This window comes from Bacillus sp. EB01 (assembly GCF_000613125.1).
Taxonomy (GTDB): domain Bacteria; phylum Bacillota; class Bacilli; order Bacillales; family Cytobacillaceae; genus Bacillus_D.
The window spans coordinates 1,487,642-1,510,769 of the sequence record NZ_HG964497.1 but is presented as its reverse complement, the minus strand read 5'-3'; the positions used below and the strand labels follow the sequence as shown (position 1 = coordinate 1,510,769).

Sequence of the window (23,128 nt, the reverse complement as noted above, 5' to 3'; positions counted from 1 at the left end):
TACCTTATCGGAGCGGAAATCATAGAGTCAAAAAGAGGGTGTCCCAAGCATAGGGACACCCTCTTTTCCTGTGATTCTACTCTTCGTCCTCGTCAAAATACTCTTCGTTTTTTACTGTGAATTGATCGATTGTTTCACCATCTGAGCTGATGGTTGTAAATGTGATTGTGTCCTTTTCGACTTTTGCGTGCATCGAGACCGCGATTGGGTCCATGTTAACATAGTCGAATTTTTCATCAGCGACTGCGTCATAGTGTTTTTTACCCGTCGTGCCGGCTACGATGTAGACAGTGCCGTTTGAGTCTTCCTGGCCATCCTTGATTTTCTTTGTCCTGCCGTAGGAATGGTCATGGCCGGAGAATACGATATCGATGCCGAGTTCATCGACAACCGGTGGTAGCTTCTGCTTCATGACGGCATTGCCTCCGAACGGATTCGTAAAATATGGCGGCTTGTGGGTGACAAGAATTTTCCATGGTTTGTCGCTATTCTGTACATCCTGCTTGAGCCACTCGAGCTGTTTATCAAGCACTTCAGCGCTGTCTGTATAACCGAGAACGCTTATGTGCATGTTGTTGTATTCGACCGAATATGTTCCGCCCTTGTCCGCGTCAGGCCCGTTTTCCGGATTGTTGAAAATCGCCTTTGCCAGGCTGCCATTCGGGTCGCCCATGTATTCATGGTTGCCGAGCGCTGCAACAAGGTCGGTGGAGCGGATGGAGCTATAGCTGCTCATCAGGCCGAGTGCGTCGTTCCATTGTTTGAACTTGGCCGATTCATCAATCAGGTCACCGACATGGATCATGAATGATAGATCGTTTTTGCTTTGGTTCTCAAGAATTTTGCTATAATCACTTAAATCGGAAGGGGATTGCGTATCACCGAAAACGGCAAACTCGAAATTCTGCTTCCGCTTCTCAGTCGTAAATTCCTCGATTGGTGACCAGTTCTCCCCGTCCCCAACCTGGTAAACATAGGTTGTATCCTGCTGAAGTTTACTCAGGTTTACTTCATTGACCCTTACAATCCCGTTCTTTTTAATATCAAGCTCGCCTGAGAAAACCTGGCTGCTTGACGTACCAGTTGCTGTTTCTAATGCATCCTCGCCTTTGCGCTCGTAATCCTGTTTGCGCGCAAACTTTACCATCGCTTCAGCCTCAGTCAGCGGGCTCGACATCCAGGTGAACGATTTCGTCTTATAAGGGTCTCCTGTCGGATTGGAAAGGATGTTCTTGATTTCATTTTCCGCAGCAAGGGCAGGGTATGTCTGTGTGTTCATCTTGAACGAGTACTTGCCGTCCTTAACCGCATACAAAGCGACTTTTTTGACTTCATCTGTAATTGGGCCAGAAATCAGTCTGCCATTTTCATCCGTTGTGCCGAGTGAAATCGGTTCGCTGCTGCCTTCAATCTCGGCAAAAATTTCCGCGCCGGCAGCTGGCTGATTTTTTGTATCTTTCACTGTCATGGCGGTTGGCTTGCCGATTAAAATAGGATCGGCTGTAATCGTAAAGGCGCCTTGTACTTCCTTGCTTACTTGTGCCATTGAAAACGTCGGAACAAAGTTGCTACCAGTGTTATTTTGGAAATTCAGCGTTGCTTCTGATATCTCATAGGTCAGCTTGCTGCCTTCTTTTGTGTCGGCAGGTATGCGGACCCCAATGGTAGCGGCATCAACTGAAGCAGATGTACCGTTGTTAATGAGATTTAATGTAAGGGTTCCGGTTTCTTTGTCATAATCATACGTACTTTCTTTGAACCCATTTCCGAACTGGACTGCCTCCACAGGGAAGTTTTTATCAACCTTCAGCTTGATGGTTGAACCTGATAGACCCTCTGGATTTGTTGCCTTTACAGTTAGGTTGAATAGATCACCGAGTAGCGGCTGCTCCTGCTGATTGACAACTTCCATTTTTGCAGCCCCAGTGTTTACGGTAAAGTAAACGGTCTTAATGGCCTGGTTACCGAATTTGTCCGGTACCATCAAAGTGATTTTGTGGGTTCCATCTGCCCATTTCAGGCTGCTGAGAGAAACGGAGCCATCCATATCATACGAGTAATGGCCTTCCTTGTTCGTGTAATTCACGCCATCGACATAGATGCTGATTTTCTCCCAGTCGATGCCTTTTTTGAACGGGTCATCTTCATATTCGCTGACATTCGCCTTGATACCTACTGTGTTTGTGTCAAAATTTTTCCCGTCAACATTGATGGATTCAATGACTGGAGGATTCAAATCATCCATCTTTTCACCGTATACGGCACGGATATTGTCGATGTAGACTGTCCCATTTGACATCGGACCTGTAATCCCGGACTTGGTCGACATCATCCTGAATGTTTGGGTGGAGTGCAATTTGAATGGTCCAGTGAACGATGCCGGAATTTGGGCTTCGATGTACTTCCAGCCTGTCCAGTCGACGCCAGGTTTTTCTTTTGTCAGATCGATCGATTGGTTCTTGCCGTTTCCATCGACAACCATCATCCTCAGCCAATAGCCCTGCGCTTCAGGAGTTGCATACACCCACATGCCGATGCCGGTCGGGTTGTCATTGATTGGCGTATGGACACCAGGCCCTGCATAGACGCCAAGCGTTGTACCGGTCTGTGCATTTGTAAAATCAAAGTCTAATTTTAAGCTTTGGTTGCCGAACCTTACCTGGTCAGGATAGTTGGAAAGGGTGAGTATTCCTTTTTCACCGCGTCCGGCAGTTGACGTTCTCCAGCCAGTCATGCCTTTTTCATAATCAAAGATCACCTCAGGCATTTTTCCAACCGAGACCTTCATCGGGGCGGTGAGGCTGGTGCCCTTTAGTGTTGCGGTAATTGTACCCGATACATTTTTATCCCCGGTATGAAGGATTCCTGCTTCATCGATTGTTCCCATTCCTTCAGGGATTGAGAATTCGATGTCCTGGAGGTTCCAGTCGACAACCCTTTTTTGGAACTTTGCAATCAGGTTGAGGTCGACTTCACTGTTTCTGGCGACTGTCAGTTCAGTGGAACCAAAACTCAGTTCATCCGGCTTGGCAATTTCGATGATACTCCTGCCGACCTGCTGCCCCTGGTGGCTTAAGAGAATCTCGAATTGGCCGGCCTTTCCGTTTGAGATGAACGTTCCGGTTTCATCAATTGTGCCGAAGGATGGGTCGGATAGTGACCAGCTTAACCCTGTTTGGGGAAGGGGAGCGGACGCCATCGATTTGTCCCTTCCTTTTGCGGAAAACTGGATAGTTGAACCCGTTGTAAAGGATTTATCATAAGGCTCGATATGTGCCGACGCGAAAATATGGTCGGAAGGTTCTTTTGTAACAACGAGCCAGGTATTGGCTACACTTCGTTCATTGCGGTCGGACGGTTTATTGTCGAGTTCAAGAGTATCCCCGCCAAGTGTACGCGTTGTGAATGTTGACGAGCCGCCGCCATCCAGATTCAGGGCACTTACCGCCCCAAGGTCAATCATCAATTGTGCCAAATCAGCCATCGAAATACCTGCTGAATACGGCTCCTGTCTACCGTCAATGACGGCGAAAAAGACATCGCCATCCTGTTTGATACCGACTGCCGTCCGGGGTTCCTTATCTTGTCCCGTTTGCGGAGTCTGATAAATTTTACTGTCCTTTACAAGGATGGCATTGCCGCCAAGAGCTTCCTTGAGCTGGTCCTTCATTGCGGGGTATTGGGCTGCATCGCCGATCACGGCTTCCCCTGACTTGGTAATTCCAAAGAATTTGTGCGATCCGCTATTTGTTCCCTTTACGGCCTGTCCATCTTTATAAACAACGCCATGCGGCTCACCCGTTGCCATATTATAAAAATCGGCATTCACGGCAGCTACAACTTTATGATTCTCGCTATCCGCAGCTTTTGCCTGCTGCCTCACTGGCTGCAGACCGTATGTATTGCTGTCATTCGGTGTTCCTGCCTCGATTGAGACAGTAGGGTTTTGGATATCGACATCGACTACAAAACTCTCAATCTTCTTGCCATCTTTTCCTTCAAAGCTATAATGCTTTTCCTTAACACCTGGTGCAATGTCTGCCTGGTACTGATTGATCGGGACAGGTGCGATAACAGACTGCAAATCGAACGGTCCGAGCGCAGAGGTAAAGCTTGGCGAAATAATACTTCCTGCGAGGGCAAAGGAGAGAGTAACGGGCAGTATTCTTTTTTTCCAATTTGAACGCATGCGCATGGGTTCCTCCTAAATTAAAAAGAATAATAGAATGGCAATAAACAACAATACTAGTGTAGCGAACAGGTATAATTTTATTATTGAGTGAATGTTAAGAATTTACAAACTTTTTTTAGGGAGAAAGCCTCTGCGTTGACTTGGGAAAAAAACTGTGACTGCCTAGTTCTTGACAAAGACACCCTATCGAGCAATAAGGAGCAGTGTCAATCTTGATTAAATTGTTACTCATGCTAAAAAACGGCGGGAAAGAAGCGGTTCGCCCTTCGTAAATAAATATGTTGCTGTATAAAAATAAGGCCGTAATGATTAATTTTTAAAAGCCTGCCCATTCTACTCGAGAAGTAGAGCGGACAGGCTTTTTTATCAGTTCCGTTTTTTCAGGACTTCTTGAAGGCGGTCAGGAAAGTTGGTGAAAATGCCTGTTACGCCCCAGTCCAGCAGTTTTTCCATATCAGCTGTTTCGTTTACTGTGTATGGATGAATCAGAAGACCGCTTTGACGTACCTTTTGCACATAGGCTTCATCGATTGTGTCATAGTTCATGCCAAGTCCGATACTGTAAGATTTGTACTCTTCTAACTCTTCATCTGTCAAAGTTGCTGGCTGATCGTACCAAAGCAGTTGGACCAATGGAATGGTTGAATCCATTTCGTGGACAATTTTCAGGCTGTCCGCACTGAATGATTGAACGATTACTTTGCTGGAAGGTACATTTTTCCCTGTCAATTTATACTCGTTCAGGATTTCCACTAGTTTTTCTTCCATGCCAGGGTAAACTTCAGGAGATTTTGTTTCAATGTAATAGCGGGCGCCGGTACCGAATGTTTCAATGACTTCCTGCAATGTCGGCACTTTAAGACCAGCGTATTCAGGCTGTGCATACTGCGGATATTTCTCATTGAACCAAGAACCAGCATCAAGCTGTTTGATCTCGGCGAGTGTAAAGTCCTTTACAAGGCCGGTCCCGTTCGTTGTGCGATCCAACGTTTCATCATGCATCGCAATGAGTTCGCCATCTTTTGTCATTTGAAGATCAATTTCTATGTAGTCACCTTTCATTTGCTGACCGAGCTTGTAACCAGGAATCGTATGCTCAGGAGCATGGCCCGATGCACCGCGATGCGCAACATTCAGTATTTTGTTGGGATTAAGAGAAGGCTTAATCAATTCCGCCGCCTGTACCTGGCTGACTGCTCCAGTCCCAATACCGACAATTGCTGCAGACATCATGACATTTCGGAAAATACTTTTCATCAACATTTAAAATCCCTCCATTCATTTAGTCTCTTAAAGAGTAATAAACGAAAATGAATTCAGTATGAAGAAGGAGTAACAATAGAGTTATAAAATTGTAAATAGTTAAAACGCAATTAATTTAATTTTATGATTTAATATCATTTTTAAAAGAGCCAATCTCGAAAATACGAGGATTTCGCTAGAAACATATTCGATTGATTATAAGGGTGAAATTGAGGAAAATCCTAAAAAATTTCTTGAATTAGGATTTACCGACAGGGTACGGTATAAGCAGGAAAAGGTTATTACTTTTAGCATCCTGCTTAAAGAGAGTAATACTGCCTCAGTTACTTCTGAAGGAGAGATAGCAGATATTTATTGTAATAACTAAGGGGTCCAGAACGCAGGTGCCACATAGGGGACTGCTCTTTCAAAAGTAGCATTTTGAATGTATAGGATGGAGTTTTATGGAAGAGACGCAAGTGAAAGCCGGGTACACTCCTTGGCTCTGGCCCTTATTTCAATGAAAAGAAATGAAGGAAGAAGCCTCCGATTCCTAATTTTTTCTTTGCTGCACTTATGGGCTTATTTTGTAATTAAAGAGCTGTGGGTATCATATTTCCTATGCGGGGGCTAGAATCTAATATACAATGAAACCTAAAAGTTATACACGAAAGGAAGTTCCACCATATGACACAATATATCCCTCCTAAAGGAGAATATGAAGTATTCAAAGATGACAGTCATTACATGGAAAAGCTTAAGGAATGGGGCTTAAGAGGCAAAAACACTTTTTTGTACAAGGACAAGGACCAGCATAGTAATGTTACAATAAAGGGTTTCGAGGTATATGGCAAAAACGGTGAGTACAACAGTCTTGTTATTGAATTCGCCGATGGACGTTTAACTTGTATCCATCCCGCTTATCTGAAGGAAATGCAGTCTTCTTCTTTTGTAAAAGAATTGAGCAGCCAACAAACAGAAAACATTGCTGTTGAAAAGGAGAACAAGGCAATAGAAGAGCCAAGAACAGATGAAGAACATTTGCCGGAAAAAGCAGAAGCGGAGAGCCAGAAAGTTGAAAATCCTGTGCAGGATAATGCCTCAACACCTGCTGCAAAAAAGGCAACCAAGAAAAAGGAGAAGGCACCGAAAATAACCCTCCCGGAAGATAAAGTTCATTTCACTGGAAAAGTGAAACAGCTGGCTTTAAGCTGGAACCATTTTAATGAAGAAAATGATGAGGTTGTCGTGTTTGAAGATGTTAGGATTGAACAGGAGGAACCGATTGAGATTGGGCTTGCATGGGGTTCACATAGCAAAACCCTTAAAAAATTGGAACTCGAACCAGGTATGGAATTGGAGTTTGACGGCAAAATCGTTAAAAAGAGCCTGCCAAAAGGCAAGGATGTAGAAGATGAATCACTTTTGCTCGATGTCCCTGTTGGATATAAAATCAATAATCCATCGAAGATTGTAAAGAAGTGATGTTTTATTAATAAGTGATGTTTTATTAATAAAGGCTGTGTTAGCAGATTTTGTTGATTTTTATTAAGTGTTGATTGGAGCGGAAGGCGCGAAGACTCCTGTGGGAGCAGCGGGACAGGTGAGACCCCGCAGGAGCAAAGCGACGAGGAGGCTCACCGCACGCCCCACGGAAAGCGAAGCGCCTGTAGCGGAAATCAACACACTTGTTTAACATAGCTTTAATCAAAAAGAGAGTGCAGGATAAAATGGGCCTGCACTTTTGTTTTGCCTTAGTATTCAATGTTATTGTCATTCAGTTTTAGAACGTTTCAGGAATGGTTAGTGAGAATAATGCCATCTTTTTCACTTATTTAACCTGATTATACTTGAGCCTGGATTCCTGTTTCAGCGGGAATTCTTTTTTTATAAATGAAGCTGGAAAGAGAGACGCTGATTTCGTAAAGCGTCAGTAAAGGAACGATGACCAAGATATCGGAAACCAGGTCCGGCGGCGTTATTAGAATAGACACGACAACCAAAGCAAAGTAGGAAACTTTTCGTGCTTTCTTTAGCCTTGCAGGATTTAAGATTCCCAATCTTGTAAAAAACATAACAACGAGCGGCATTTCAAATATGAATCCAAACGGGAGGGTCAGGTTAATCATAAACCCGAAATATTTTTCAGCTGTGAACATTGTTTCAAATTCCCCGGCAGACAGGCTTGTAAGGAAGCCCAGCACGATTGGAAAGAGCACGAAATATCCAAAACAAATCCCCACTATAAATAACAAAAATAAACCTGGAATAAACCTAATCGTCACTTTTTTCTCTTCTTCATTTAACGCAGGTGCGACAAACTTCCATATTTGATAGGCTGCCAGCGGAATAGTACCTGCAATCGCAAAAACACATGCTAACGTCATATATACCCATAAAATATCACTTGGGCCGAGCACTGCCAACTTCCCGTCATAATCCCTGATCAGCCAGCGATACAAATCAGATACAAAAACCATACTTACAATTAAAAATAGGATAAAGCCGCACATTGTTATGATAATACGGCGGCGAAGTTCCTCTAAATGTCCAATGAGATGAATATCTTTGTCTTGCATTTGCACAGCATCCCCCTTTATGTTGGCCAGTAAATCTAAAAGAAGATGTAAGCACAACTTGTGGCTTACATCTTCTTGTTTCGGACACAGCCGCTTCGCCCGCTTACGGATCCGGGCAGCCACAATTGTGGCCGGCTACCCGATGGCTAAATCCCTTTTTCTTCAGAAAGTACTTTCTTTTCTTTTGTTTGATCTTCGTCGGCTACGAGCTCTCGAGTAGATTTTTTAAATTCCTTTAATGTTGATCCAACAGCTCGCCCTAATTCAGGCAATTTAGATGGACCGAAAATAATTAACGCAATTACAAGAACGAGAATTAACCCAGGAATCCCGATATTTTGTAGCAAGGACTACACCTCCAATTTAGTTGTAAATAAGTCTTGAGTGCCTTTTTTCAAAAAGCAGTTGGTTATGTAAACACCTTGATTATAGTGATAAAACGAGCAAATGTTTATAAAACGAGTGTAAAGAATAGTAAAAATAGTATTAAAATTGTTAAAGCAGAATAGTGTAAACTTTAGTTTTTCTATGATATTTACCCCATAAGGCAAAGATTCTTAGAAAAAATACCGCAGCTACCTTAACGTATATCCGCATTGATGACGTTTGCAAACCTCCTTTACATATCTTAATAATTTTTTACTTAACCCTTACAGGAAGGACACCAATTATTCAAAATTGCAGATTATTCTAAACTTGTTCGAAAATATACCGGTGAAGGAGATACATATTCTATGGATACTAAAGAAACTTCCAAAAATGGCTTGGACAGACGTGCTTTTTTGAAGGCTGGAGGAATGGGCACACTTGCTCTTACACTTGGATCAACGGGTGTTCTTACACTTGGTTCAAAGGTTTTAGCAGATAAGAATGATAATCCTACAAGCGGCTTCGGTGGATATGGCCCTCTGGTTCCAGATCCAAATGGAATTCTTGATCTTCCAAAAGGCTTCCACTACAAAATCATTTCCAGAGAAGGCGAAGCGATGACCGATGGAAGCAAAATTCCTGGAGCGTTTGATGGAATGGCAGCTTTTGAAGGACCAAATAATACAACGATTCTTGTTCGTAACCATGAATTAAGTAATAGCGCAGAAAATCCTGTTGTTGGAAAAAATCCATACGATCCAGCGGCCGCAGGCGGAACTACTGCTCTAGTTGTAGGTGCAAATCGTGAGGTTATCAAAGAATATGTAACATCTTCCGGAACAATCCGAAATTGTGCTGGCGGAGCGACGCCTTGGGGTACATGGTTGACGTGTGAAGAAACACGTTCATCAACACATGGTTATGTATTTGAAGTTGACCCAACACAGCCGGAAAACGAATTGTCCAGAACTCCGATCAAGGAAATGGGACGTTTCTCACACGAAGCATGTGCAATTGATCCATCAACCGGGTATGTATACTTAACTGAAGATGCCAGCCCAAGCTACTTCTACCGTTTCATTCCGAATGACACCAGCCAAACAGTAGGCTCTTTACATAAAGGTGGTAAGCTTTATGCGGCGGCAATTGAAAAAGTAACAGATCCAAAAGCAAGCACGTTTAAAACCGGGCAAACATTCCAAATCGTTTGGAAGGAAGTTGATCCTCACTTATGCCGCGAGGAAGCTAAGGCTCAAAACTGTATCGAATTCTCTAGACTAGAGGGAGCGTTCTTCCAAAGCGGAGTCTTCTGGTTTGATGACACATCAGCCGGCGAGAAAAAACTTGGACGTGTGTACCGTTATATTCCTCACACAAATACATTGGAATTGTTTTATGAGGGAAATGACGCCAAAGATATGGAATATCCAGATAATATCAGCATGACTCCTTGGGGTGACCTTTGGATTGCGGAAGATGGCTCTGGCCAAGACCGCCTACTCGGAATTACACCAGAAGGAAACGTCTATGTATTTGCCGCCAACCGCTTAAGTGATTCTGAATTGGCAGGCCCAACCTTCTCGCCAGATGGAAAAACACTTTTCCTCAATATCCAGGATCCAGGCAAAACCTTTGCAATCTGGGGACCATTCCAGCGCAGAAACTCGGCACGCGCAAGGGAAATGTCCTATGCAACTCCTGCGAAACTCGCACCACAAGTTTCCGAAAAAGTGGCTAAAGCAGCCGAAGCACAAGGCATGTCCATCCTCGAAGCAGCTGCATTCGAACGCGCTGGGGTGGATATTGGATAAATAGGTAGGTAAATAGAAATCCGGGGTAGGTGCCTGTCACTCCCCGGTTTTTCTTGTTTCACCAGGTGTTGTTCCACAGAAGAGGCTGTCTGCCATTCTTCTGCAAACAGGGCGGCTTGGTTACTACTATTTTTTATTTTGATACATATCCTTTGATATAGCCTATCTCAAAGGAGGGCCATATGTATCGGACCAAACGTCGTCCTGCACTGTTGCTAACTATTGGCGTGGTTTTTTTGATGATTGTTAGTTGTTTACTTTTTATTGTATTTTCCCCAAGCCATATGGCTAAACGGGTTGTAAATGAATTTTATTCTTATGAACAGCTTGGAAACTTCGGTGATTCCTGGCAGTTGCTGCATCCTTTTATGAAGGAAAAATGGCCAAAGAGTACCTATATTACCGATAGGTCACATGTATTTATGGGGCATTTTGGTTCGGAGACCTTTGAATATTCGATAGAGGGCGGCAAAAAGATTAGCGGATGGAGCATGTCAAAGGACACACCAAAGTTTAAAAAAGTTTATAAGTTTGAGGTTATTCAAGACTACAAGGGAAAGTACGGAACGTTTGCGTTTGTACAGGATGTTTATGTGGTGAAAAATGCTGAAGGGGAGTATGAGATAGTTTGGGATTATAAGCAATAGGCGGTGAGGGGTAATCCAACTTGGTCACCTGCTAAAACTTAAGAGATGAACCGGGGTAAAATTGTGTGATCCTGCTATAAAGAGGCTAGAGAATCCAATAGAGCCGGTCTCATAGATTGATTAATCAGGGTTCGGGAGAGTCGGATTAATCCAATAGAGCCAGTCTCATAGATTAATCGGAGTCTGGAGCAAGCAGATTAATCCAATAGAGCCGGTCTCATAGATTAATCGGAGTCTGGGGCAAGCAGATTAATCCAAGAGAACCCGTCTCGTAGATTAATCGTTATCTGGAGCAAGCAGATTAATTCAAGAGGACCTGTCTCATAGATTAATCGGTGTCTGGGGCAAGCAGATTAATCCAAGAGAACCTGTCTCATAGATTAATCGGCACCTGGAGCAAGCAGATTAATCCAAGAGGACCTGTCTCATAGATTAATCGGTGTCTGGGGCAAGCAGATTAATCTAATAGAGCCTCTCTAATAGCATTCATAGACCTGAACCTTATAAATTACAACCTAATTTTTCAAATGACCCGGCACTTGCAGCCGGGTTTCTTTTTTTGAAGGATGAATCAATTAATGAAGGATTACCGCAGTTTTTGTTGAAATTCTTATAAAGGAAGGAATATCCATCAGTTTTATCATTGGTCTGAAAAAAGCGGGTTGAAGTTAAGCCATAACTGTCAGGTGGGATTCAAATGAAAATAGTAGATTTTTTCTTTGAAAAACAAACAAGAGAAAGCAGCAAACCTTTTAAGATTATACATACGCTCATTACTTTTTCTTTCATAATCACAGCACTTCTGGCATTTAAATTTGGACTTGGCTTTTTTGTAAAATCTGGATGTTTGCTTGGCGGCATGATGTTCTTAGTCGGTGGAATAGAAGGTTATTTAGTTAAAGACCAGAGAAAAACAATAGCTGCTCACTTTTTTGTATCGGCTTTAATGTTTCTAAATTTCTTCCTGCAATGAAGGAATGCAGTGTAGTTAAATTTAAGATAGGGATGATTACATGAAGCAAATTATCGCTCTTGGTGGTGGGGGCTTTTCTATGGAGCCGGAGAATCCATTACTAGATCAATATATTTTAAAGCAATCTCATAAAATTAAGCCGAAAATTTGTTTTGTGCCTACAGCCAGCGGTGATGCAGATGGGTATACATCACGGTTCTATCGTTATTTTGGAAATCTTGAATGTGAAACGTCTCATTTATCGTTATTCAATCCGCCAACAAGGGATTTAGAGGGGTTCGTATTGGATAAAGACATTATTTTTGTCGGCGGCGGGAATACGAAAAATTTATTGGTGCTATGGAGAGAATGGGGCCTCGATCATATTTTCAGAAAGGCTTGGGAACAAGGTATCATTCTATCCGGAGTCAGTGCAGGTTCTATTTGCTGGTTTGAAGAAGGTGTTACGGATTCATATGGAGACGGACTCGAACCGTTAGATGCTTTAGGATTTTTACCGGGAAGCAATTGCCCACATTATGATGGGGAATCGAATAGAAGGCCTGCTTATCAATCGTTTATATCAAGACATATGTTAAAGCCCGGGATCGCGGCAGATGATGGAGTAGCAATCCATTACATTGGCGAGGAAATCCATAAAATCGTGAGCTCAAGACCTAACGCTAAGGCATATAAAGTGTATATGGACAAAGAAATCCAAGAGACTGAACTGGAAACCGAATATCTTGGTTGACCGAGACAGCAGATTTTAATGTAAAAGGGAGAACGGTTGTGTACAAAATTTTGCTTATTGAGGATGACCCTCAGCTGTGCGAATTAATGAAGGAAAATCTGGAGCGGTATGGCTATGAAGTGCATCTACCGGAACATTTTTCAAAAATAGAGGAAACATTTGACAGGGTGAATCCCGACCTTGTCCTGCTGGATATTAACCTGCCTTACTACGATGGGTATTATTTGTGCAGGAGCTTTCGCAAGCAGTCTAATGTCCCGATTCTGGTGGTTTCGGCGAGGAGCCATGAGATGGACCAGGTTATGGCCATTGAGTTAGGGGCAGATGATTATATTACCAAGCCTTTTACGTTTGAAATTTTGCAATCCAAAGTAAAGGCCTCTATCCGAAGGGTTTACGGAGAATACGCAGCCAAGGACACGAATACCGTATGTTGTGGTTCATTGTGCATTGATGCCAAGGCACTTACTTTAACTTATGGACGTAATCAGGTCGAGTTATCGAAAAACGAATACAAACTGCTGAAAAAATTGATGGAGCACAACGATGAGTTCGTGTCCAGAGAAGAGCTGATTGAAGAAGTGTGGGATTCGGTCACCTTTGTGGATGACAACACGCTCACAGTGAATATGACAAGAATCAGGCATTTGCTGTCAGATCTGGGGACCAGTCACGTGGTAAAAAGCAAAAGAGGAATCGGGTACAGACTTTCCGATTCTGTATCCATGAGGGATTGATGATGCAAAAAGTAATCTTTATAAATTTCTTAAAAGACAAACTACCAACCATCATTCTTTACCTGGCCGGCGTGGCCGCCATCATTACCTTTTTCCATCTAAGTGAGCCCTCCAACACGGAGATTTTCTATCCCGTTTCGATTGCCGTTTTTTTATTAGCAGCATGCCTCGCCATTGACTGGCTACGCTACTACCCCGCCAACCGGGCGATCGTTCTTATGCTGATGAATCAGGATACGGAGCTGCAGCCGCATACGGAAGAACAGAAGGCCTTTCAGAAATTAATACATAAAATGACCGGTCAATACACCCGGAAAAACAATGAAATGAAGGAACAAAATAAAGAGCGGCTCTATTTTCTATCCCACTGGCTGCACCATTTAAAAACGCCTGTGTCGGTAATCGAGCTTCTTACGAACAAAGGAAATCAAGCTCAGGACAACGCTGATATTTTTGAAAAAATAAGGCAGGAGAATAATCGGCTCCATACTTCTATCCAGCAGGGTCTTACGATGATCAGGATGGAGGGCTTTGAAAACGATCTTGAGGTGAAGTCGGTCGATTTGCTCCCTACCTTGCGAAAAATGATAAACGACAGAAAAAAAGAATGTATCTATCAATCTATTTACCCGTCCATCGAATTCGAAGGCGAGAGAGCGATGATTGCGGCAGACCCAAAGTGGAACGAGATTTTACTGGAACAGATTATTTCAAACGCAATCAAGTATTCCACTCCCAAACCTGGGAGCAAAAAGCTCATCCTGCAAATAGAAAAGACCGGTAAGCATGTCAGCTTAACCGTAAAGGATGAAGGAATTGGTATTCCAGCGTATGACCTTGAGCGGGTATTCCAGCCCTTTTTTACGGGAGATAACGGAAGGACCCACTCGAGCTCCACCGGAATTGGTTTGTATCTGAGCAAGAAAATTGCCGAAAAGCTTGGTGCCGCCATAACCATTGAGTCTGAACCGTCTAAAGGGACCGCCGTCACAATCGGGTATTTAGCGGGAACCGGTTAGGTGCCTGTCACTCCCGGTTTTTCTTGTTTCACGCAAGTATGTGCCACAGCGGGCGTGGAAACCAATAATTTCAATGGGCTGTCTAGATTCCAAATTTCACGGGATACCTTACAAAAATGTAAGGTATCTCTTAGTGTTTCCGATGGTTGCGTTTCTGCGGTTATCTTAAAATGATGGTAGCCGAACGACGGGAGGAAAATTTATGGTTATTTTAGATGTGAAAGATATTGTAAAAATATACGGAGGGTCAAGTGGAGAAGGCTCGACGACTGCATTGGACGGGGTGAGCCTGTCAGTTAAGGAAGGGGAGTTCATTGCCGTTATGGGTCCCTCGGGGAGCGGAAAAACCACTCTGCTGAATGTTCTGAGCGGAATTGATCAGCCCGCTTCGGGGGAGGTTGTTATCTCGGGCAAGGAAATAGGCGAGATGAAAGGAGACGACCTTGCTCTTTTTCGCAGGAAAAAGCTCGGGTATGTGTTTCAGGACTTCAATCTGCTGGACAGCTTAACGGTAAAAGAAAACATCCTTCTCCCAATGGTGCTTGAGAAAAAGAATGCAGCCGAAATGGAGGAGAAGCTCGGCGAACTGGCGAAGCTTTTTGAAATCGAACCAATTCTGTCAAAATATCCTTATACCATTTCCGGCGGCCAGCAGCAGCGGACCGCTGTAAGCCGGGCTCTTGTGAATGAACCGGCGATTCTCTTTGCTGACGAGCCAACCGGGAATCTGGATTCCAAATCATCCGCAGTCATCATGGAGCTTTTTGAAAAAATTGTTACCGAACTTTCCACTACGGTGCTGCTCGTGACCCATGATGTGTTTGCCGCCAGCTACTGCCAGAAGGTTGTTTTTATCAAAGACGGACTCATTTACTCGACAATTGTAAAAAAAGGCAGCAGGAAGGAGTTCCTGAATCAAATCATGGATAACCTGGCTGTCCTGGGAGGCAAAACCCATGACATTTAATGGAGTCATTTGGAAGATGGCCAAGGCCAACTACAAAAAGTACATTTTCTATTATTTGTGCAACAGCTTTGCCGTTATGTTTTTCTTTATGTACTCAACCGTTTATTTCAACTCCCAGGTTGAGAAGGCAAGAAAGCTCGACGGAATCCAGGATGCCCTGGCGATTCCAGGGGTTGCCCTGATTGTTTTTACCATTTTCTTTATTGCAATGGCTCACACTATTTTTATGAAAAGAAGAAGAAGTGAGTTTGGGCTTTTCATGACGTTGGGCATGTCCAAACGCGATATTATGAGATTGCTCATTTTGGAGAATGGGGTTATTGCGGCCTCTTCGATTGCAACCGGTATACTGGCCGGGTCTGTATTCTCGAGACTGTTTTTCATGATGTTAATGAACCGTGTCGGGATTGAGGATGTTTCATTCCATATAAGCGGCAAAATGTTCCTGTACACACTTGGCGTGTTTTTGGCGGTTTTTTTACTAGCAGTAGGGAACTCGCTCTTTCTTACGCTAAAAAGCAGTGTGCTGCTAAGCATGAAGAGCAACAGGGTTTCTGAAACGATAAAACTGAGAAGTCCCATCATCGGCTTATTTGGGCTGGTGGTCTTGGTCGGCTCCTTACTAACCATGTATGTTAATTATCAGAATTCATCAGACGGGTTTTTGCCGCTTTGGACAATCGGCGTTTTTGGGGGTCTATATATTACGCTAAACCAGTTTACCAGCTTCCTAATTGCAGCCGCTAAGAAAATACCGGGCTTTTACTATCCGAGGATGCTGTTTTTTACAAGTCTTGATTACAAATTTAAACAGCTGACATCGATTATCACGCTTGTTTCGATCATGACTATGATTACGATTTTTTACAGTACATTACTGCTAACGTTCTATAAGTCCTCCGAAAAGGATGCCGTCAGCAGCAATCCTTATGATGTGGCCTTTTACCAGAATGAAACAAAAAATAACCTGCCTGAGGAAGAGCTGGATGCTGTGCTTAACCAGCCCGAGCATCCCATTGAAGAACATATCGTTGTACCGATACTTTCGCACTTTCAAAAACATCCATATGCTGAGGGATTTGAACCCTTTTCTATAATGGGACTCGATGACTTCACCACCTTAACATCTCGTTCTGCGACACTGAAGGATGATGAATATCTCCTCTATTTAAATATGGAGCCCCAATATGGGGATGTCGATGTTAACCAATCCCTTCAGCTAACCATTGGCAACGAAAAGGCAGAGTATGACTTTAAAGAGAAAGTTGTTCAAAAGACGATTAACCCATTGCCAAATGCGCATGAATTTATCGTTGTGAGCCAAAACGAATTTGAATTTCTGACTGAATCGTTGAATGCGTATGAATATAATCTCCATTTAATCAATATGGCTGACTGGAAGGCAACCGCATCTGCTGTAGAAAAACTGAAAAACAAGTTTGCTGAGTACAATCGAAGCACAGCGCCGATTGAGGATACGCGCATAGAGTATACAACCGAAGAGGAACTGCTCCAGGTCGCCTCCAAGGTAGGCGATTACAGCAACAAGAGGAACTCCAATGGCATGATATTTTTCGTGACCACCTTTTTAAGCATCATGTTCTTCTTTGGTACATTCATTCTCCTGTACCTCAACCTTTTTTCAGAGATTGAGGAGGAAAAAGCCAAATACAGAAAGCTGTATAAAATAGGAATGGCTTTGAAGGAAGTAAAGAGGAATATCTCAAGTGAACTGATCACAATCTTCTTTATTCCAACCGTGATTGGAACCGTATTGGCTGCCCTTTACGTGGTTATCTTGTCTGAAGATGTTGGAGGAATTATGAATAACTTAGACATGTTGTATCACTTTTTTATGATTTCATTTATTTATCTAACCATCCAAAGTATCTACTTCTTCTATTTAAGGAATAAGATGATGAAGTACTTAATATAACAACTTTAAACCTCGGCTAGCGGCACATTGGGATGCCACTAGCCGAGATTATTTTATAAATAGCCAAAAAGCGGAAATGGGCAAGCTAGTGAAGCAATTTCGGTATGAATAACCTCATGAGCCAGGATTTTTCGCAGGGATAGTTATCGGAAGAGTTATTTTCACTTTCGTACCTATATGTTTAGTACTCTTAACCTCGATGTTTCCGCCCAAGTTCTCAATAATTCTGTATACTACCATCATTCCAAGACCGGTTCCCTCTAAGGAATTTGAATAGAAGGGCAATCCTAAATTTTTCAGTTGTTCATCCTCTATCCCTTTCCCGTTATCTTCTATTGTAATTTTGCAAGCGGTATCTGTAACTTCACAATAAATCTCAATCAAGCTGCTATTGGCTTCAATACTATTATTAAAAATATTGACCAGGGCTTGGGTAAACTGCTCAAGGTTACCAGGAATGGTGCATGACGGGATATTATGCGTTTTTATTTGAGTATTCCTGCTGGAAGCAAGCGGGCTTATCAGGTCAAATGAATTGGAAAGGGCACATTCTAATTTAAATTTACCGCTTTTATCTGTATATGGCTTTGCAAATGTTAAATAATCAGTTACAACCTTATCCACCTTATCAATCTCATCCAGCGCTAATTGAAGAAAATATTCCTTCTTTTCGTGGAGAAGGTCTGGATCATCCTTCAACAACTGAAGTACTCCCCTGGTAGTTGTTAATGGATTTTTAATCTCATGGTTCACAGCCGCGGCCAACTGGCTTAGGACGTCCATTTTTTCCGCCTGGATAATTTTTCTCCTCACTAAATAATTCCTATGAATCATTTCAAACATACAGCATACCAGGATAATTCCAAAGGCATTAAATAACATATAATCAAGCCAAATACCAAGATGGAACAAATGTTTTTGAAAGCTGGAACTTGCTATTAGAAATATCAAGGAAAACAGAATATTTATAGCAACCCCCATTACGATTTTTAATTTTGAGGACAAGCGGAAATAGAATGGAGATATAAATACGGTTAAAACGAAGAGTATGATAAAAATGGATATGGATATGAATACACCTGGTCCCCCTTGAATTAACCTTACTATGATTCCAAGAATAGTAAGGATAAGGCCTGTTAAAGGACCGCCATATAAAATGCCGAACCAAAAAGGAATCCGGCGTAAATCATACTGAATCCCTGCAATTTGATAAATAGAAAAGGACATACATATTATCATTACTATACTTGAAACAAGTAAAATTGAGCGTTTATGGGCGTATCTGCTATTTGGATTGCTTTCCCTCCAAATTTGATGAATGATAATGCCTAAAAGAATGACTAACAGATTGATTAAGAGATTTATTGTCACATTTACCATTAAATCCGGTGCTCCTTACTAGCATATTTTCTTTTAAAAAAGGTTCTTATATTGAAGAAGGGAATTCTCTAATACAAAATTATACTCTTTGTTGTTATGTAAGAGAAAATTTAATTGTAGTGGATTGCTTGTGATGAGTTTTGTTAGGGGAAATTAAAAAAGTGTAAAGGAGATTCCTTCCATATCTCCTTTAACACTTATCTACTGATTGCTTGGTCTGGTGCTACCCTTTGAAATAGTAACTGTCCATGAGACCACCGTAGTGCTATCTCTGACATTATGATTCTTTATGTTTTTTAACATTGACAGAATGGTACTCTCGGGGTCATTAAGGTTATTGAACGCATTGTAAATGGTTATTGGGTTTGAATATGGTTCATTTGGGCATTCAATTAAACCATCAGTGGTAAGGAAAAGACGATTTTCTCCTTGTCTTAATTCCCTTATCCCAACAGTGTAACAAGGAACTTCTTGCTCAAAAGTATTGACTTGTCCTATCCATTCATAAAATTGTCTTTGATTTAACTGATACTGACCCAGTGCAGCTAATTCTTGATGAAATAAATAAAGAATACAGTCACCGACCGAAAACCACCACACATACTTATCTTTCCTTACCACAATTAAACAAGCAGTTTCTCCTGTCACTTTTCGGCAAAGGGATAAGAACTCTTCAGATTGATACATATCTAATATCGTATCTTCCAACTTTTTGAAAGTTTCATGGTTTGTCTGTAAGGATAATAGATCTCTAATCTGGGACTTTTTAAGAGCGAATTGGTCTAAAATTAGTTTTGCACTCTCTGATGTATTATGAGCGTCAAGGAGAATGACGAATTCCCAATCTTCCTTTTCATTCAAGCATACGAAACAACCATCTTCATTCTTATCCTGTCCTGCAAATGAATTACCACCATAACGTCCCACTACAATATGGCTAAGCTGAAGAACATCTGGCTGATCAACGAAATTTTCCTGGCTGCCAACCCAACTGAAATCTTCGAAGAAATTATTCATGTCGATTATTCTCTAGGAACGTTTTAATGCGATTACAAAGTTTACTAACATCGCTATTGTCGCCCATAGGAGCCTCTTCCCAATCGTAAACTGCATTTGGTCCCCAATATTCTTTAGGTGTGTTCGGATAACGAGGAACCAGGTGCATATGAAGATGGGGAACAGCATCACCCAAAACATAAGAATAGATGTGTTCAGCATTTTCGCTGACCAATAGTGCCTTACTTACTCTTGCGATAATCATCCCAAAAGCCTTTGCTTCTATCATAGTCATATCCCCAAGTGTTGGAGCGTGTCGTTTTAAGTCAATCATAATATGGCCTAAATAATTGGGATTTCCATTTCTATCAATGTGGCCAACATATACATATTCGTCTTCGTAAATCGTTACTCCTGAAGTTGGGATAGTACCAGCGTGTTTTTTACAAATAAAGCAATCGGCCAAAGAAATTCACCTCTTTTAAAATATTTCCAATATTATAATATAATAGAAGGTAATATGGTATAATTTTCTAAATATTATTTACCCTGTAATAAATATTTAGAACACTTTGGAATCTATTGAGGATAGGAGACGTGAATTTATCGATGATGATGGTTGAAAAAGAATTTAAGATTGTTGGGATAAAAGGTAGTGGGGAGTTTGATAATTTTGGAAAGGAAATACCCTTGCTTGCAAAACAGCTACTGAGCCGATCAAACGAAATCCTGAATAAAACAGAAACCGAAATTGCATTATATGAGCCTAAAAAGAATGAGGAGCATAGGATAGGCCATTATTTAGTGGGATTAATTGTGAGTGAAAAATTAGAAGAAGTGCCTTCAGGAATGAATTATGTTGAAACTAAAACAAGTTACATAACCACGAGAGGGAATATCTCTAATCTAAGAGAACTTCATTCTAATTTATTGAACTGGGCAAAAGAACAGGGTTATCAAAGAGATCTTGATTCTTATATTGTCGAGACATATCATCCTATGGGAGATGGAGAAGAGGAAGTACAAATTTACTTGCCAATTCAAGATTAAAAGCTCAAATCTACAATAGCTAGGCAGATTCAAAAAAAACTAAACCAGGGATTGGTTTAGTCTTTTTCATGAATTAGGGACAAGTGCTTGTTTGTCTTCTGGCAAACGAGAACCGAACCTAATTTTCAAGTTGTCTATTGCAGTTCCATCTTCAAGTCAGTTGCTTTTGTCCATCCTTTTAGGCTGATAAGTTTATAGATCGATAGTGAAATAATGATTGGCAGGATAATTCCAACCGCAATATAGATTGCCAGGACAATTGGGCCTTGTTCCGCCAAGATGTTGATTGGCGCTATCAAGGAATTCAAACCGAGCCCGGCGAGCGCATAAGGTACTTTAAAATCAAAAATTACAGTAGCAATCGGCGCGCAAATAACGGCCGCGATAAATGGCGGAATCGCCAATCGAGGATTTTTCACTAGGTTAGGGAATTGAACCTTTGGTGTAATCAGTGATTGAGCAATATTTGCGCCAACATCGTTTTGTTTATATGACATTGCCGTAAATGCTGCAAACTGTACGGTACAGCCAATTAATGCCGCCGCGCTGGATACAGGGTCAAGCTGAAGTGCAACAGCAATCGCCGCGGAGGATGCTGGTGACATAAGGAAAATGCTCCAAACAAGCGAAATGACCATCGGACCAATAATCGGCGATCCTTCAACGGATGTTGCAATTTGCGCACTTAGCCAGTTAATAAACGGAGTCGTAATCGCTGCCAGGAATACTCCCGAGACACCTCCGACAAATACAGCGGAAAATGGAATTGCCATCATATCGAGCTTTGTTTTTCCCATTACTCTCTTTCCTACCCATGTAGCGATAATTGCGGCCAATACAGCACTGAGCGGCTGCCCGGTAACGAGTGTTACCCCGCCGTCTTCAGTAAGTTTTACGGCTTGGGCACCTATAGTACTTGAAGCCATCGCGCTGAAAATCACTAGTGTATTGCCGCCAAGCTGGTAGGCGATTCCCGCGCCAAGTGCCGGAGCTAGCATAAGCTGTGTTGCTTTTCCAATTTGATTGAACCCTTCCCAGCCAGTAAAGGTTCCTAGAGACTCTATAAGCAGGCCAATTCCGAGTGTAACCAGGACTGCATTGGCTAGTCCTTGTGAAGCTTTATACATCCGGTCAATCAAATATTTTTTTGTTGATGGTTTCATGATGTTACTGCCTCCCGAGTTTGTTTATCAAATTTTCTGAATTTTACCCTTAAAAGTGGCCAAACATTATACCTAGTAATAAGAGCTACTATAATTTATTTGATAATTGTTATAATAGTATAACTTTTTAAAAATTGTGTCAATAATTTTTATTTATTCAGAAAGCTTTAAAACGCTTTCATTTATTGTTTTTTTGTTCTTCTGTTACTATAAATGTAAGTTTTGAGCTTGTTGTATATGTTTTTGTCGCAAATTGTTCACTATTATAGCGATTGATGATTTGGGGGAGGGGAAACTATAAACTAACTAGACCATGTTTGGGGAGGAATCAGAGATGATTCGTGATTTGGAGAATTCAGAGGTTAGTTCGGTAATTTTTATCCGGGATTATTTACAGTTGTATTTTGAAGGGGATAGAAAGTGCGGAACGCTTACCGCCTATTCATTGCCGAAGTCGATTGTATGTGGAAGAGAGTTTGATCATTCTACTCCTGGTTATCGGGATTCATTGTGTTCATTTATCAGTCACCAGGTGAAGCGGTCTGAAATGGAGGAGTGGAAAATCAAGCTCGTTTTTGATAATGATGACAGGCTTGAAATTCCCTTGAACCAGGATGAAGAGTTGGGGCTTGAATCAGCGATGCTGCGAATCGATGATGAAATTCTGATTTGGTAGTCCCGGTTGCTGGGTGGGACAGACGGTACCGTAAAAAGGCCCTTTGTAGCGATATATTAGGAGTTTTCGAACAGGGGGAAGCCTCTGTTTTTTTGTTTTGTATGGAGATTCAGCGCGTAGGTACACCTTATAGAAAGTGCTCTTTGAGCGTCGACCGATTTTTTCAAAAAAGAAGGTTTTAGCATTTGTTATATTCACAGTAGGTGTAAATTTATGGTATTATTTTTTCGTAGTCTTATTCTTTAAGAACGGCAGAGGTGAATGTGGGTGCATGCTAACTTGATAAGCCGCAGGCAGTTTAAAAGAGTTGCATTTCAGGAGCCTGTTAAAACAGTTATGAAATTGGCGACATTGCCGGCCGATTATAAATTGAATAAGGAAGAAAATATTGACATCTACGTGATCGACATAAGCGCTGGTGGCTTAAGAATAGCAAGTAAACGAAATCTGGATATAAATTATTTAACAGTCTATAAAATACCGTTTGAATTGAGTGGTAAAAACGTGATCCTTTATGGAAAAATTGTCCGGAAACGGGCGTTGATTAATGATTTTTATGAATATGGGGTAAGTTTCAGCCACTTTTTCAACCATGAACAAGGGATTGTCGATTGATATGGAGCGGGGATAAGGTCCCTGTTCTTTTTTTTAGAAAATT

20 protein-coding genes are annotated in these 23,128 nt (G+C 41.7%); 12 read left to right on the top strand and 8 right to left on the bottom strand.

Going from position 1 to position 23,128, the window contains the following annotated elements; all coding sequences use genetic code 11:
* Positions 1 to 76: 76 nt before the first annotated feature.
* Positions 77 to 4,195 carry a phosphodiester glycosidase family protein gene (locus TY16_RS06745; protein WP_231505576.1) on the bottom strand — a complete coding sequence of 1,373 codons (4,119 nt, stop codon included), beginning with the start codon at positions 4,193 to 4,195 and terminating at the stop codon, positions 77 to 79.
* A 363-nt stretch (positions 4,196 to 4,558) separates the two neighbouring features.
* The gene (locus TY16_RS06740; protein ID WP_043934560.1) at positions 4,559 to 5,449 is read right to left on the bottom strand and encodes a glycerophosphodiester phosphodiesterase; all 891 of its coding nucleotides are present in this window, start codon (positions 5,447 to 5,449) and stop codon (positions 4,559 to 4,561) included.
* A gap of 672 nt (positions 5,450 to 6,121) precedes the next feature.
* Between TY16_RS06740 and TY16_RS06730 the strand changes: the two genes are divergently transcribed.
* Positions 6,122 to 6,919, top strand: a complete 798-nt coding sequence (locus tag TY16_RS06730) for a hypothetical protein (RefSeq protein ID WP_043931056.1) — start codon at positions 6,122 to 6,124, stop codon at positions 6,917 to 6,919.
* Positions 6,920 to 7,278: 359 nt separating this feature from the next.
* Here TY16_RS06730 and tatC read toward each other — a convergent pair whose 3' ends face one another.
* Together tatC and TY16_RS06720 are read right to left on the bottom strand one after the other, a co-directional pair.
* Entirely contained in the window at positions 7,279 to 8,013 is a 735-nt protein-coding gene (gene tatC / locus TY16_RS06725) for a twin-arginine translocase subunit TatC (protein WP_043931055.1), read from the bottom strand.
* 146 nt (positions 8,014 to 8,159) lie between these two features.
* Positions 8,160 to 8,360, bottom strand: coding sequence for a twin-arginine translocase TatA/TatE family subunit (locus tag TY16_RS06720; protein WP_043931054.1), 201 nt, complete (start codon positions 8,358 to 8,360; stop codon positions 8,160 to 8,162).
* A 387-nt stretch (positions 8,361 to 8,747) separates the two neighbouring features.
* Between TY16_RS06720 and TY16_RS06715 the strand changes: the two genes are divergently transcribed.
* The 8 genes from TY16_RS06715 to TY16_RS06680 all read left to right on the top strand — a co-directional run bounded on the left by TY16_RS06715 (position 8,748) and on the right by TY16_RS06680 (position 17,205).
* Complete coding sequence (locus TY16_RS06715; protein ID WP_043931053.1) at positions 8,748 to 10,193, top strand: alkaline phosphatase PhoX; 1,446 nt, start codon at positions 8,748 to 8,750, stop codon at positions 10,191 to 10,193.
* A gap of 182 nt (positions 10,194 to 10,375) precedes the next feature.
* Positions 10,376 to 10,840, top strand: coding sequence for a hypothetical protein (locus TY16_RS06710; protein ID WP_043931052.1), 465 nt, complete (start codon positions 10,376 to 10,378; stop codon positions 10,838 to 10,840).
* Between the two features lie 697 nt (positions 10,841 to 11,537).
* Positions 11,538 to 11,813, top strand: a complete 276-nt coding sequence (locus tag TY16_RS06705; protein ID WP_043931051.1) for a hypothetical protein — start codon at positions 11,538 to 11,540, stop codon at positions 11,811 to 11,813.
* A gap of 40 nt (positions 11,814 to 11,853) precedes the next feature.
* Positions 11,854 to 12,546, top strand: coding sequence for a peptidase E (locus TY16_RS06700; RefSeq protein WP_043931050.1), 693 nt, complete (start codon positions 11,854 to 11,856; stop codon positions 12,544 to 12,546).
* Between the two features lie 38 nt (positions 12,547 to 12,584).
* Positions 12,585 to 13,283, top strand: a complete 699-nt coding sequence (locus TY16_RS06695) for a response regulator transcription factor (protein ID WP_043931049.1) — start codon at positions 12,585 to 12,587, stop codon at positions 13,281 to 13,283.
* 2 nt (positions 13,284 to 13,285) lie between these two features.
* Positions 13,286 to 14,302: a sensor histidine kinase gene (locus TY16_RS06690; RefSeq protein ID WP_231505575.1), complete on the top strand. Its 1,017-nt coding sequence runs from the start codon at positions 13,286 to 13,288 to the stop codon at positions 14,300 to 14,302.
* 202 nt (positions 14,303 to 14,504) lie between these two features.
* A complete protein-coding gene (locus TY16_RS06685) occupies positions 14,505 to 15,269 on the top strand; it encodes an ABC transporter ATP-binding protein (protein WP_043931046.1) in 765 nt (254 codons plus the stop codon).
* Positions 15,259 to 17,205, top strand: a complete 1,947-nt coding sequence (locus TY16_RS06680) for an FtsX-like permease family protein (protein ID WP_043931045.1) — start codon at positions 15,259 to 15,261, stop codon at positions 17,203 to 17,205. Before TY16_RS06685 ends, TY16_RS06680 begins: the two co-directional genes overlap by 11 nt.
* A 114-nt stretch (positions 17,206 to 17,319) precedes the next feature.
* Here TY16_RS06680 and TY16_RS27260 read toward each other — a convergent pair whose 3' ends face one another.
* The 3 genes from TY16_RS27260 to TY16_RS06665 all read right to left on the bottom strand — a co-directional run bounded on the left by TY16_RS27260 (position 17,320) and on the right by TY16_RS06665 (position 20,047).
* Complete coding sequence (locus TY16_RS27260; RefSeq protein ID WP_043931044.1) at positions 17,320 to 18,585, bottom strand: ATP-binding protein; 1,266 nt, start codon at positions 18,583 to 18,585, stop codon at positions 17,320 to 17,322.
* A 201-nt stretch (positions 18,586 to 18,786) separates the two neighbouring features.
* Positions 18,787 to 19,602, bottom strand: coding sequence for a protein phosphatase 2C domain-containing protein (locus tag TY16_RS06670; protein ID WP_043931043.1), 816 nt, complete (start codon positions 19,600 to 19,602; stop codon positions 18,787 to 18,789).
* Positions 19,595 to 20,047: an HIT family protein gene (locus TY16_RS06665; protein WP_081772910.1), complete on the bottom strand. Its 453-nt coding sequence runs from the start codon at positions 20,045 to 20,047 to the stop codon at positions 19,595 to 19,597. Before TY16_RS06665 ends, TY16_RS06670 begins: the two co-directional genes overlap by 8 nt.
* Positions 20,048 to 20,190: 143 nt before the next feature.
* On the opposite strand from TY16_RS06665, the gene TY16_RS06660 reads away from it, so the two are divergent.
* The gene (locus TY16_RS06660; RefSeq protein WP_043931041.1) at positions 20,191 to 20,631 is read left to right on the top strand and encodes a GyrI-like domain-containing protein; all 441 of its coding nucleotides are present in this window, start codon (positions 20,191 to 20,193) and stop codon (positions 20,629 to 20,631) included.
* Positions 20,632 to 20,765: 134 nt separating this feature from the next.
* Here TY16_RS06660 and TY16_RS06655 read toward each other — a convergent pair whose 3' ends face one another.
* On the bottom strand, positions 20,766 to 21,794 hold the full coding sequence (locus tag TY16_RS06655; protein ID WP_043931039.1) for a PTS transporter subunit IIC: 1,029 nt from the start codon (positions 21,792 to 21,794) through the stop codon (positions 20,766 to 20,768).
* A 334-nt stretch (positions 21,795 to 22,128) separates the two neighbouring features.
* Here TY16_RS06655 and TY16_RS06650 point away from each other — a divergent pair, with 334 nt between their 5' ends.
* Complete coding sequence (locus TY16_RS06650; RefSeq protein ID WP_043931038.1) at positions 22,129 to 22,470, top strand: hypothetical protein; 342 nt, start codon at positions 22,129 to 22,131, stop codon at positions 22,468 to 22,470.
* Between the two features lie 267 nt (positions 22,471 to 22,737).
* Positions 22,738 to 23,085, top strand: coding sequence for a PilZ domain-containing protein (locus tag TY16_RS06645; RefSeq protein ID WP_043931036.1), 348 nt, complete (start codon positions 22,738 to 22,740; stop codon positions 23,083 to 23,085).
* Positions 23,086 to 23,128: the final 43 nt, after the last annotated feature.